This window comes from Halobaculum sp. XH14 (assembly GCF_032116555.1).
Classification (GTDB): domain Archaea; phylum Halobacteriota; class Halobacteria; order Halobacteriales; family Haloferacaceae; genus Halorarum; species Halorarum halobium.
On the sequence record NZ_CP134949.1, the window covers coordinates 2,226,292 to 2,238,656 of the forward strand.

The 12,365-nt window shown below is 61.5% G+C and carries 11 protein-coding genes and 1 tRNA gene; 8 read left to right on the forward strand and 4 right to left on the reverse strand.

Annotated features, from left to right (window positions below; all coding sequences use genetic code 11):
* Positions 1 to 1,326 precede the first annotated feature (1,326 nt).
* Positions 1,327 to 1,536 carry a hypothetical protein gene (locus RJT50_RS11375; RefSeq protein ID WP_313691451.1) on the reverse strand — a complete coding sequence of 70 codons (210 nt, stop codon included), beginning with the start codon at positions 1,534 to 1,536 and terminating at the stop codon, positions 1,327 to 1,329.
* A 536-nt stretch (positions 1,537 to 2,072) separates the two neighbouring features.
* Between RJT50_RS11375 and RJT50_RS11380 the strand changes: the two genes are divergently transcribed.
* Positions 2,073 to 2,354 (forward strand): hypothetical protein, encoded by a 282-nt coding sequence (locus tag RJT50_RS11380; protein WP_313691452.1) that lies wholly within the window; start codon positions 2,073 to 2,075, stop codon positions 2,352 to 2,354.
* Positions 2,351 to 3,034, forward strand: a complete 684-nt coding sequence (locus tag RJT50_RS11385; protein ID WP_313691453.1) for a hypothetical protein — start codon at positions 2,351 to 2,353, stop codon at positions 3,032 to 3,034. Before RJT50_RS11380 ends, RJT50_RS11385 begins: the two co-directional genes overlap by 4 nt.
* Before the next feature lie 328 nt (positions 3,035 to 3,362).
* Here the strand turns inward: RJT50_RS11385 and RJT50_RS11390 are convergent, their stop codons facing one another.
* Positions 3,363 to 4,172 (reverse strand): hypothetical protein, encoded by an 810-nt coding sequence (locus tag RJT50_RS11390; protein ID WP_313691455.1) that lies wholly within the window; start codon positions 4,170 to 4,172, stop codon positions 3,363 to 3,365.
* 745 nt (positions 4,173 to 4,917) lie between these two features.
* Between RJT50_RS11390 and RJT50_RS11395 the strand changes: the two genes are divergently transcribed.
* A complete protein-coding gene (locus RJT50_RS11395; RefSeq protein WP_313691457.1) occupies positions 4,918 to 5,274 on the forward strand; it encodes a hypothetical protein in 357 nt (118 codons plus the stop codon).
* A 179-nt stretch (positions 5,275 to 5,453) separates the two neighbouring features.
* On the opposite strand, the gene RJT50_RS11400 is transcribed toward RJT50_RS11395, so the two are convergent.
* Positions 5,454 to 5,526: transfer RNA gene (locus tag RJT50_RS11400), tRNA-Val, on the reverse strand.
* 93 nt (positions 5,527 to 5,619) lie between these two features.
* Between RJT50_RS11400 and RJT50_RS11405 the strand changes: the two genes are divergently transcribed.
* The 4 genes from RJT50_RS11405 to RJT50_RS11420 all read left to right on the forward strand — a co-directional run bounded on the left by RJT50_RS11405 (position 5,620) and on the right by RJT50_RS11420 (position 10,120).
* Positions 5,620 to 6,114: a DUF192 domain-containing protein gene (locus tag RJT50_RS11405; RefSeq protein WP_425499674.1), complete on the forward strand. Its 495-nt coding sequence runs from the start codon at positions 5,620 to 5,622 to the stop codon at positions 6,112 to 6,114.
* A 67-nt stretch (positions 6,115 to 6,181) separates the two neighbouring features.
* Positions 6,182 to 8,149, forward strand: a complete 1,968-nt coding sequence (locus RJT50_RS11410) for an ABC transporter ATP-binding protein (RefSeq protein WP_313691459.1) — start codon at positions 6,182 to 6,184, stop codon at positions 8,147 to 8,149.
* A gap of 202 nt (positions 8,150 to 8,351) precedes the next feature.
* Complete coding sequence (locus RJT50_RS11415; RefSeq protein WP_313691460.1) at positions 8,352 to 9,581, forward strand: phosphoglycerate kinase; 1,230 nt, start codon at positions 8,352 to 8,354, stop codon at positions 9,579 to 9,581.
* A gap of 50 nt (positions 9,582 to 9,631) precedes the next feature.
* The gene (locus RJT50_RS11420) at positions 9,632 to 10,120 is read left to right on the forward strand and encodes a metallophosphoesterase (RefSeq protein WP_313691461.1); all 489 of its coding nucleotides are present in this window, start codon (positions 9,632 to 9,634) and stop codon (positions 10,118 to 10,120) included.
* Between the two features lie 35 nt (positions 10,121 to 10,155).
* On the opposite strand, the gene RJT50_RS11425 is transcribed toward RJT50_RS11420, so the two are convergent.
* On the reverse strand, positions 10,156 to 11,229 hold the full coding sequence (locus tag RJT50_RS11425) for a type II glyceraldehyde-3-phosphate dehydrogenase (RefSeq protein ID WP_313691463.1): 1,074 nt from the start codon (positions 11,227 to 11,229) through the stop codon (positions 10,156 to 10,158).
* A gap of 182 nt (positions 11,230 to 11,411) precedes the next feature.
* Here RJT50_RS11425 and RJT50_RS11430 point away from each other — a divergent pair, with 182 nt between their 5' ends.
* Complete coding sequence (locus RJT50_RS11430) at positions 11,412 to 12,362, forward strand: aminopeptidase (protein ID WP_313691464.1); 951 nt, start codon at positions 11,412 to 11,414, stop codon at positions 12,360 to 12,362.
* Positions 12,363 to 12,365 lie beyond the last annotated feature (3 nt).

A 12,365-nucleotide genomic window follows, 5' to 3' on the forward strand; every position in this document is an offset into this window, starting at 1 on the left:
TCGGGGGGTCGGTAGCGATCACGGACGGGGGGCAGCCACTTGACGCCCGCACAGACGCGGCGGCGACGGACACAAAGAGCGAAGATTCTGACGACCTTGACGGGAAGCCACTCGAATCTTCCTGGGCGAATACGGGCGTACAGCGGACGACGTTGTACGCGGACGACACTGACGCGAACGGGAATCCGCTTCCACAGTACGGTCTTGACGGCACGGATCTCGGAGCACGTCGAAAGCGCATGTGGGGGTACAACAGTGGCTTCGGGTGGTCCGACCGCAGCGAAACAGGTCGTGTAGACATGGAGGCGCGTGAGACGCGGGAAATGACTGAAGCGGTCGCCTCACAGTGCGGTCTCACGGACAGGCAGCAAGAGGCGGCTGTACAGATCGCACTCAGTATGGACGGGCGGCGATGGAGTTGGGCGGGTGGACGGCCCGCTATGGCCCTCGGAGCGGTCGCATGTACCGTCGCAGAGACGGCTGCAGACGCTGCGAAGCATGCCGCTGTACAATCAGACGCATTCGAAGAGGTGGCGGACAAGGCGTGTCATGTGGACGCTGAGCGGCTTGTGCGATTCGCGTTCGAGGAATGAAGCGGTGCTAAGCATGTCAAAAAGTGTCAAGGTTAGCACCGACGTGAGAGAACAGTTGAAATCGATTCGTCTAGGGGAAACCCATACACGGACAATCGGCTATCTGGCAGGTCTCTGGCAGCGACGGCAGACGGGAATAGATACGGTAGAGCATGGACCGCTTGATTCGAAAGTCACGGTTTCAGGTGACTGCCACGCAGTGCTAAGCATGTTACAGCATAGCATGGGTGTGGACAGTCTCGGCAAAGTTGTTGCCGTGCTTGTGCGGAATCACAGTAGGGAATAGGGTTCTGCCAGTGACTGCGTAACTCGGGGGCGGGGGTGGGCCGCAGGCGGCGACTTTTCCCCGACCCTTGTTATTGACAGTACATGATTCCCTCAGAGAATGAACCGAAAAGAGCACACAGAGAGGGAAACAGTATCCAGTAGACAATAATAAACGCGAGAATGAGCGCCAGGACTACAGCGAATATCCAGGAAGCTGCTTGAGCCCTCGTGTTCATGTCATAGTATTATCAAAGTGTGGAATAAGTCTTCTGTCTCCCCTATTTTACATACCTGATTCACCAACCTCGCAGATCCCCTCGGAAGGGTAATTGTCTGGCATTATTGATGCCCCTACCCCCGCCAAGCCTTCCCGCTCGGGTTTGGCGAGTTGCACTCGCAACTGGCCGAACTGCGGGGGCACTCCGCCAAGTTTGAAGGATACAATCGGCGTTTCCGAGCGGCTGTTTCAGATTTTCTCTGAGTCGGTATATTCTACCCGATATACGCGATTTTCAGGAACTACAACCTGCTGTATGTTGGTTCCAACATCAGAAATATTTCCCGAGCCGCCTCTGCCAAGGTCTACCAGCCATGCCGCTCTACTCTCATCATATGAGATATCAACGGCGTTAATCGTATTCTCTCCGCCTGGCGTTTCGTAAGTGATTCTCGCCATATCGCAGTTTATTCCCGATTACTCAAAAACCTCCGTCAACGCCAGACTCGTGGCGGCAGATGCATGTGGTGCGTTATTATGGCGATACGCGTGGCTGAAAGGGATGTGAATAACGGACGGGGAACACTCCCCGCCCGTAGGCAACTAAGCCGAGACTGCGGAGCGGATTTTCACCGCGACAGACGGGCAGTCGAAATCAACTTTGACGACCTGCAGAGGCGTGATGCCTCTGCATGAACACATATTCCATTTGACCCCGAACAGCCTCGATCACACATGCGCATAGAGGAGAGGTGCGTCAACAATGCACACGCTGGTACGACAAACTCACGGCTCAAGAGTGAGGCACAGGTGCATCATTCAGCACCTGTACAACCAGATTATTCCATCACAGATTCAATGAAGAATCTATAATAAAATAGTTTATACAATCCACCTCCCTTCACTAACACCTATTGTATTTGACCCCCCTTGATCCTCTACCTGTTGCTGAGATTCTATCTACTACTGGCAAATGGTATATGTGTTAGTGAACAATGAAGACAACAATCCGAACACTGGCAGAGGGAGACACGGTAGAACTTGGTGACGTGGAGGCGTCTACAGTCGAACGAACCCGTCACGGCAAACTACAGCTGTTAGCTGTACACAGTGGCGAGTCTCAGGAATATGTTGTAATCACTACGCACTTCGAGGACGGCGAAAAGATCCAGGTGTCAGAGGGAGGACAGATTCTTGCCGCTACAGACGGAGGCGGTCGTGCAAATCCTGTCGCCTGGATGCTTGTACCCGCAGATTCCTACGGAGGTGCAGCATGAATCTGAGTAGCCGCAGCATCATGGAATGCCGTGAGAGGGACGGGGCTGCTGCAGACGACAGGCCCGAGTACGTAGAGGATGCTCTACAGCAAAGGCGTCGGGTTGGTTGGCGTTCAGGAAAGCCTCTCGTACAGCATCCTGAGGGGGTAGACGAAGATCTTGTACTCGGGGAGGATGTTAGCGAAGCGTACAGCCACTATGTCCGTGGCAGTGACCTGTACTTGCCTGAAGCAGGGGAGTTCTTGGCAAAACTATTCGACGCAGTGGATTCTGTGGAGGATGCTGCCGAGGAACTGAATTCTGACGGGTCCACTGTTCGGAAGGCTGCAGATCTCCACGGACTTGAGATTCCTGAAGGGGGTGAATCCGCAGACGAGGGTACAGAAGATAAAATTAAGCTCCCTTCTGGAGAGTGCATCCCCCTTGAAGTGTGCTGCAGACCCGTCCATTCAGACCCCCGTGTTCTGACGCAGCTACTCGCCACGGAGGGCATGGGGGTCGAAGAGGCGGCACGCTGGTTCAGCGAAACTGTAGGCGAACAGGTCTCGCCTCAGGACGTTCGTGAGGCGGCTCAAGACTGCAACCTCCTACGCGGTGGAGGGGATTCCAGCAGCCCAATCCCTGATAGGCGGCGAACGGTGACGGCTGAGGACAGGGATGTAGTCAGCACACCGTGGTGAGGGATGGCTGTAGCGACGAATGGCGCGGAAAGCGATTCGCCAGCTGAGGTGCTTCGGGAGGCGGCACCTCTGTCCCGCGAATCGCTGTATAGTGAAGAGGTAGTGACGGCCCTATGGGAAGAGGCGGAACAGAACCCACGGACAGGTGCCGCTTCCGTCTACGAGTGCGCAGAGGTGTATCGGGCTTTCGAGCACAGCCCTGCTCACACGTACGAGATTGCGACGGCACTGAATTACCACGACCTGTGCAGCGTGCCGAGTAAACGAACTAGTACCGCGTTTCGGGCGGAATTAGAACACAACGCCCCTTGTTAGATAATCCCGATCCTCAGGATTCCTCTGCGTGCTCAATTATCGCCTCAATCTTTCTCAAGTCGTCTTCATCGTACTCCCCATATTTGTCCCGTCGTTCGATTCTCTCAAGAATATTCAGCAGCAGTGAGCGGTCACTGCGGGTGAGGGAAGTGAAATTGTCGGCATCCATCATCATCATACTGCCAAGCCAGAACCAGTGTGGTTCTCTCTGGCTGTCTTTATCCAGTAGCGCCTCAAGTCGCTCAATTAGGACTTGTTTCTTCTGAGATTCCAATACATCCCCCTCTTCTAACATTTCGAGTGCCTTCGGAAATTCCTCACGTAGCCGCTCTTCCTGACTGTGGAGAATCTGTTTTTGCTTTCTTCCCGTCCATGTGAATAGGATGAACATGAAGGGAATCATGGACGACATAAATGCCGACACTACAGTCTCCGAACTAATGCTTTGAACCGAAACCTCAAATTGTTCAGCAGCGACGATGAAGATAGCCACGACCCCGAAGCCAACAATAGAGAACAGATAGAGGCTTGAGAATATTCTATCAACCCTGTCAGAGGTTATCACATCGCCGTTTGCGACATGAGAATTGAGTATGAGCTTGTACAGTAGGAATATAAAGACAATCGCGGCAAGTATCGTAGTTGCGACATTCAGCGCGAAATTGTCAAAGAGATCGTTGAAGAAGGCCGTGATATATCCTGCAAACAGGGAGAGGGCTACGAGGATTTGGATTCTCTCTTGGTGCTGTTCTTCCCGCTCTTTTGACTGACGCCTTAGTTCCTCAAGTAGAATCCCTGAGTCAGACGAATCTTTGTCAGCCATATGAGTACCAAAATACGACAGGATGTAAAATATACCGTCACCACAGTGTAAGTGAAAAGTCTCCCGAGTTCTCGCGTATTTATCGTCCACTAATCGGATTTGACCCCACCCTCTAAAGACCTAAAGAAGCCACCGTGGGGGTGGAGTTTATTGTGATCCCATACGGTTTGCCGAGCGGAGATTCAAATGAGCGTCCCGAAGGACTACGAAGTAGATTTTGATGCAAAGCAAATCCCTGTTTGGTTCATCGATGAAGGCGAGACCATCGCCTATCACCTGTATCCAGACTGTGGACACATTGAGCATCGGAAGGACAGGGAGCTTTCGAAGCGGACGATTAGTTGGGATCGAGACAAGTTTGTCGGGATTGAGGATTTCAAAGAGCAAATTAGAAGCGGACGCCATATGTGCGGTCACTGTTTGCCTCGGTTCCGAGACGCGTGGTTTGCACACGATATGAAATAGAGTGACGGCGCTCGCGCCTTTATCCCCCACCACGGTGGAGTAGAGGGACCTGCTCACTCAGCCTAATATAGCCACGTGTGGGGTTTCAGACCCTGTTCGAACCGATAACGACGTAACATTCTACCGCTTAGATGGATGGAATTCATTCAATTCCGTCCAACACTCTGCTGTAGGTCCCAAAGTAACCCCTCCGACAGAGTGCACGGCTTCCCGTACGCGCATCTAATAGAAAATTGTGGCAGGGAAAACGTCTAATGGTTGTCCTGAATGGCATGATCATATGCCAGTCGTTGACTTCAACAGTGCCATAGATGAGGTTGTGATAGCTGCTTACGAATTTCTGGAATGCGAATCAAAGTTTTGCGATCAATACAGCGTTTCAGATTCTGAGGAAGGCAAAGAGATTACGTTCCATGACAGTTCCGATATGGAGGGTATCTACAGCGTTTCAGATGAGAATGGTGGAGTAACTGTAGTTTGGACAGTCTTAGAGGAAGCCGATGAAAGAACTCCCAAACCAGGTTCAATTGATAGCGCCTTTGACGACTTTGATGTGGCCCTAAGAGAAACATCAGCAACGAAGGTGCAAGTTCGTAGGGAAGCAGAGAAGAGGGGGATTGCAGTTGGGGACAACTAGTCACAACACAGGGGAAAGAACTAGGTTATTGGCGATTTGACTACCCTCTGAGTGCGGTACGGCACATAGGCACGTCCACAAGATGACTGGATTCCATGACGCTCCACGGGCTCAAGTATATCAAGCACGCGGAGCAGCCTGGATGCCCCCTTGCGAATATGAGGCGTCCATTCCCTGGATGGGCTCGGGCGGAGTTGAACCACCGATCTCTTCCTTGTAAGGGAAGCGTCATGACCACTAGACCACGAGCCCGCACGCGAACGAAACCCATCGATTCGAATAACGCTTGCCCTTCCCGCCGACGGGTGCGACACGCTTTCACCGCCGGGACACGAGAGCCGCGACGTGGATCGCCGCCGCCTCGCCGTCCCCGCGTTGCTTGCACTCGGCGTCGGAATCGCGGTCGTCCTCGCGTTCGCGCCCGGCCTGCTCACCGGCCTCGAGTACGACCGGACGACCGTCACGGCCGTTGACGCGAACGGCACGGAACTCGACACGATCGACGTCCGCGTGGCCGACACCTACTGGAAGCGCTACACCGGCCTGAGTGACGCCGACCGACTCCCCGACGGCGAGGGGATGTTGTTCGTCCACCCCGGCGGCGGCGAGCACGCCTACGTGATGCGCGGGATGGCGTTCCCGCTGGACATCGTCTTCGTCGCCGCCGACGGCACCGTCACGCGCGTCCATCACGCGGAGCTCCCGCCGGCCGGCACGAGCGGCGGCGACCTCACGCGCTATCGCGGCACGGGAACGTACGTTCTCGAGGTGCCGTACGGCTACACGAACGAGACGGGCATCGACGCCGGCGACCGCATCGTCATCGGGGGCGAGTACTGAGCCCGAAGCCGGCCCGTTTCGATTCGAAGCGAACCCTTTAGGGCGGCGGCTTCTTCCAGTCTGACCAATGAGTCACCCCGCCGAGGAGGACGACCCCTTCGAGGACGTCCGTGAGCGCACGGACAACGCGATGCGCCGCCTCTTCCAGGAGTACGGACGGGAAAACTGGTACCAGTTCACCGTCGGGCTCGTCGCCAGCGTCTTCGCCCGGGTGCTCGACCTCTTCCCGCCGCTCGTGCTCGGCGTCGCCATCGACGCGCTGTTCAACCCCGAGACGGACATCTCCTACGCGGAGGCCACCGCCGACCTGCTCCCCGGAATCACGCCGGCGATGCTCGCCGGGGTCATTCCGGCCGGCAGGCAGGGCCAGTTCGAACTCTCCATCGCGCTCATCGCGCTCGGCTTCTTCGGCGGGGCGGCGTTCCACTGGTCGCGCAACTGGGGGTGGAACTCGTTCGCCCAGAACATCCAGCACAGCATCCGCGTCGACACGTACAACAAGATGCAGCGGCTGAACATGGACTTCTTCGCCGACAAGCAGACCGGCGAGATGATGTCGATCCTCTCGAACGACGTGAACCGGCTCGAACGGTTCCTCAACGACGGGATGAACTCCTTCTTCCGGCTCTCGGTGATGGTCGTCGCCATCGCGGTCATCCTCTTCTCGCTCAACTGGCAGCTGGCCCTGGTCGCGCTCGTCCCGGTCCCGCTCATCGCCTTCTTCACCTGGAAGTTCATCGAGACCATCCAGCCGAAGTACGCCGACGTCCGCTCGTCGGTCGGCGCGATGAACTCCCGGCTGGAGAACAACCTCGGCGGCATCCAGGTCATCAAGACGTTCAACACGGAGAACTTCGAGTCCGACCGCGTCGACGACGTGTCGATGGACTACTTCGACGCGAACTGGGACGCCATCGAGACGCGCATCAAGTTCTTCCCGGGCCTGCGGGTCATCGCCGGCATCGGCTTCGTGCTGACGTTCCTCGTCGGCGGCCTCTGGGTGTTCTCGGGCCCGCCATGGTTCTTCACGGGCACGCTCGAACTCGGCCAGTTCGTCATCTTCATCACGCTCACCCAGCGGTTCATCTGGCCGATGGCGCAGTTCGGGCAGATCATCAACATGTACCAGCGGGCCCGCGCGTCCTCCTCGCGCATCTTCGGGCTGATGGACGAGCCCTCCCGCATCACCGAGGATCCCGACGCCGAGGAACTGGTCGTCGGGGACGGCGACGTCGTCTACGACGACGTCACGTTCGGCTACGACGAGGCCGAGACCATCATCGAGGACGTGAGCTTCGACGTCGAGGGCGGCGAGACGCTCGCGCTCGTCGGTCCGACCGGCGCGGGCAAGTCCACGGTCCTGAAGCTCCTCCTCCGGATGTACGACGTGAACGAGGGCTCGATCACCATCGACGGGCAGGACCTCCGGGACGTCACCATCCCGAGCCTCCGCCGGCAGGTCGGCTACGTGAGCCAGGAGACGTTCATGTTCTACGGCACGGTGAAGGACAACATCGCCTACGGCACGTTCGACGCCGACGACGAGGCGATCGTCGAGGCAGCGAAGGCCGCCGAGGCCCACGAGTTCATCCGGAACCTGCCCGACGGTTACGACACCGAGATCGGCGAGCGCGGCGTGAAGCTCTCGGGCGGCCAGCGCCAGCGGCTCTCCATCGCCCGCGCGGTCCTGAAGGACCCCGAAATCCTCATCCTCGACGAGGCGACCTCCGACGTCGACACGGAGACGGAGATGCTCATCCAGCGCTCGCTCGACCAGCTCACCGAGGATCGGACGACGTTCGCCATCGCACACCGGCTCTCCACCATCCGTGACGCCGAGCAGATCCTGGTGCTGGAGGACGGTCGCGTCGCCGAGCGCGGGCGACACGAGGAACTGCTCGAGGCTGACGGTCTCTACGCCCACCTCTGGGGCGTCCAGGCCGGCGAGATCGACGAGCTCCCACAGGAGTTCATCGACCGCGCGGCCCGCCGCGCCTCCCGCACGGAGGCCGGCGGGGAGGCCAACGACGACTGACCCCGCGAAGCCTTTTATTCGAAGACGGTGCCAGCGCCCGCAATGTGCTGACAGCCACGGCGCGTCGGGAAGCGGTTGCGCGGCCCGACGACGCGCCACGTCAGCCGAGAGCGCGGCCGCCTGTTCGCAACGAGGGAATCCGCGATAGCGTCCGCTCCGGGTTCCGGACCTTCTAAGTCTCGGTCCGCCGTCGATCCACGCGATGGTCGACTTCCGCACGCTCGATGACCTCCCCGCCGAGCAGCGCGTCCTCGCCCGCCTCGACCTCAACTCCCCGGTCGAGGACGGGCGAGTGCAGGGCAATCGCCGGTTCGACCGCCACGCGACCACCGTCGCCGAACTCGCCGATGCCGGCCACCGCGTGGCGCTCATGGCCCACCAGGGGCGTCCGGGGAGGGACACGTTCGTCTCACTCGAACGACACGCCGAGATCCTCGCCGAGCACGCCGGCGTCGACGTCGACTTCGTCCCGGACACGTTCGGGGACGAGGCGCTCGCGGCCGTCCGCGAGATCGAGGGGGGCGACGTGCTCCTCCTCGAGAACGTCAGGATGGCCGACGACGAACTTCCGGAGAAGGAGCCCGAGGAACACGCCGCGAGCGAGTTCGTCGAGACGCTCGCGCCGGCGTTCGATGCCTACGTGAACGACGCCTACTCGGCGGCCCACCGGAAGCACGCATCGCTGGTCGGCTTCCCGCTCCGCCTGCCCAGCTACGCGGGGCGGGTGATGGAGACCGAGTACGAGGCGAACACCGCCATCGCCGAGCGGGAATTCGACGGCGACGTGACGATGGTCGTCGGCGGGACGAAGGCGACCGACGTGATCGGCGTGATGGAGGCGCTCGACGAAACGGTCGACACGTTCTGTCTCGGCGGGGTCGCCGGCGAACTGTTCCTGCGCGCGGCCGGCTACCCGGTCGGGACCGACGTTGAGACGGACCTGTTCGGCGAGCAGTGGGCCGAAAACGAGGACACGGTCCACGAGGTGCTCGACGAGCGGAGCGAACAGATCCGGCTGGCCTCTGATCTCGCGTACGAGGGCGATGACGGCGAACGCGTCGAGGCCGCCGTCGAGGACATCGACGAGAAGACACGCGCGTTCCTCGACGTCGGCTCGGAAACGGTGGCGACGTACGACTCGATCGTCCGCGACTCGGCGGCCGTGTTCGTGAAGGGTGCGCTCGGCGTCTTCGAGGACGAGCGCTTCAGCGACGGCACCGTCGGGGTCCTCCGCGCCATCGCCGAGACTGACTGCTTCTCGGTCGTCGGCGGGGGCGACACCTCCCGGGCCATCGGGATGTACGGGCTGGACGAGGCCGACTTCTCGCACGTCTCGATCGCCGGCGGCGCGTACATCCGCGCGCTGACCGGCGAACCCTTACCGGCCGTTGAGCTACTGGAACGGAACGCGGCCGGCGAGTTCGACGGCTGATCGGGTCGGCGTCACGCGGCTTCTTGTGCGTGGGAACCGAACGCCGGGACATGAAGGTCGGCGTCGTCTCCGACACGCACGACAACGCTCGCTACGTCGAGTCGGCGGTGCAACTGTTCGAGGGTACGGCCGACGCCGTCGTCCACTGTGGCGACGTGATCGCTCCGTTCTCGGCGACGCCGTTCGACGCCGGCTTCGAGTTTCACGCCGTCCGCGGCAACAACGACGGCGAGTGGGCGCTCGCGGACGCGATCGACTCGTTCGGCACGTACTTGGGCGAGATGGGCGAGCTGACGTTCGACGGGGTCGAATTCGCCGTCCATCACGGAACGAGCGAGCCGATCGTCGACGCCCTGATCGACTGCGGTCGCTACGACTACGTGGTGCGCGGTCACACCCACGAGCGCGTCCACGAGGAGCGGGACGGGACCGTCCACCTCAACCCGGGCGGCGTCCCGATCCCGGGGAGCGAGGAGGAACCGGCAGGGGTCCTCGTCAACACCGGAACTGGAGACGTCAGGTTCGAAGAACTGGGGTAGCGTCCCCGAACGATCAGCCGCTCCGCATCCGGGACTCAGTCGTCGGCCTCGCGGGGCACGACGCGCCGCCGCGCGCCGCGAAACAGCGACTCCAGACCGACGCCGAGCGTCTCGTCGGTCGTCGCCACGCTCGTCTCCCGGTCCTCGCGGCCGAGCAGCGCCCGGACCGCGTCGATGTTCTCGGGGATGACGTCCGACTCCTGGTGGATCGACTGGAACAGGTAGAGGTCGCTCCCCTCCGTCGAGACGGACTCCTCCCAGATGCAGTTCTCCCAGAGGTCCCCCCGCGGACGGCCGGTGTCCTGGGCGAACTCCTTCAGCTTGCCCGTGCCGTCGATGCCGGCCTCCTCGGGCACGAGGAACAGGCGCGACTCGTCCGAGAGGAGGTTCCGGACGTCCGCCGCGGAGGGCTCGGCGTCGAGGGTGACGTTCACGGAGTGGAGGTGCATCAGGGTCGCGGGCACCTTCACGCCGAGCGTGTCGATGTCGACATCGGGGAAGATGGTGTTCACGTCGGGGCCGTGGTGGGAGGGGACGGTGACCGGGTCCGGGAGGATGTCGTTGATGGGGCCGCGGGAGGTCTGTCCGGGGTCTCCCCCACGTCGGACGAGCGTGACGCGCGCCTTCTCGACGCCGTACGCCTCCCTGAGCGGGGCGAGCAGCCGGGAGAGCCCGGTCGTGTTGCAGGAGACGACGCGAACGTACTCGACCTCGTCGGCGGCCGCGGCCTCGTAGTTGGCGCGCGCGACGAAGCTGGCGTCGGCGACGTCCGGGTCCTCGCCGCCCTGGAACGTCGCGGGCGTGTCGTAGCGCTCGTACAGTTCTCGGTTCTGTTCGCCGACGCCGGAGGGCGTCGTGTCGACCACCACGTCGGCCTTCATCACCATGTCCTCCACCTCGCCGGCCAGGTCGATGCCGGCATCGTGAAAGCGGTCCGCGCGGTCGGGGATGGCGGCGTAGAGCGGGTACCCCTTCCGAACCGCGGTCTCGGCCTCGTAGTTCGGGCGGGTCTTGGCGACCCCTGCGAGTTCCATGTCGGGTTGGGCGGCTACCGCGTCGGCGACGCGCTTGCCGATGGTGCCGTAGCCGTTGACGCCCACCTGAATCATCGTCCGAACATCCCCCGTCGCCGGGGTTAATCGTTACGGAGGCAACCCCAAGAAAACAACTACAGAGCGAGTAAGACGGCCGATTATCCGGTCGCTTCCGTCCGCGTCCGTCGGACGCTCGACCGGCCTCCGCGTCGTCGCCTTTGGCAAGACCTAACGTCGGGCCAACCGACGTTCCGGCCATGGACGAGGACCTTCGCGCGGCGGCGGAAACGGCCATCCACCAGTGTCTCGCGCTCGGGAGCGACGAGTCGCTCGCGGTCGTCACCGACGACCGGCGCGAGGCGATCGGCGAGGCGCTGTACGAGGTCGGCAGCGAGGTGACCGACGACGCGAGCGTCGTGCGGTATCCGCCCGGCGAACAGCACGGCGCGGAGCCGCCCGCGCCCGTGGCTGCGGCGATGCGCGACGCGGACTCGTTCCTCGCGCCGACGACGAAGAGCCTGAGCCACACCCGCGCGCGCGGCGCGGCAACGGACGCCGGCGCGCGCGGCGCGACGCTGCCGGGCATCACGCGCGAGGTGTTCCTCACCGGACTCGACGCCGATTACGACGACATCGCGGCCCACTGTGCCGACGTGCGCGAGCAGGTCGAGGACGCCGACGAGGTTCGCGTCATGACGGCGGCCGGCACGGACATCACGTTCGAGCCCGGCTCCCGCGAGTGGCGCTCGGACACCGGCGACGTGAGCGCGGCCGGATCGTTCTCGAACCTCCCCGCGGGCGAGGTGTTCGTCAGCCCGGAGACCGCGAACGGGACGTACGTGGTCGACGGGACGATGATGCCGTACGGGCTGCTGGAGGAGGGACGGGAACTCCGCTTCGAGGTCGAGGACGGCCTCGTCACCGACATCTCGGACGACGAGGTTCGCGGCCAGGTCGAGGCGGCAGCCGAGGAGGTCGGCGAGGACGCGTACAACCTCGCCGAACTCGGGGTCGGGACGAACGTCGGCGTGACCGAGCTGGTGGGATCGGTCCTGCTCGACGAGAAGGCGGCCGGGACCGTCCACATCGCCATCGGGGACGACGCCGGCATCGGGGGCGACGTCGAGGCGCCGCTCCACCTCGACGGCATCGTCCGGGATCCGACCGTCCGCGCCGACGGCGAGGTGGTCGACCTCCCTCGGCCGTAGCGT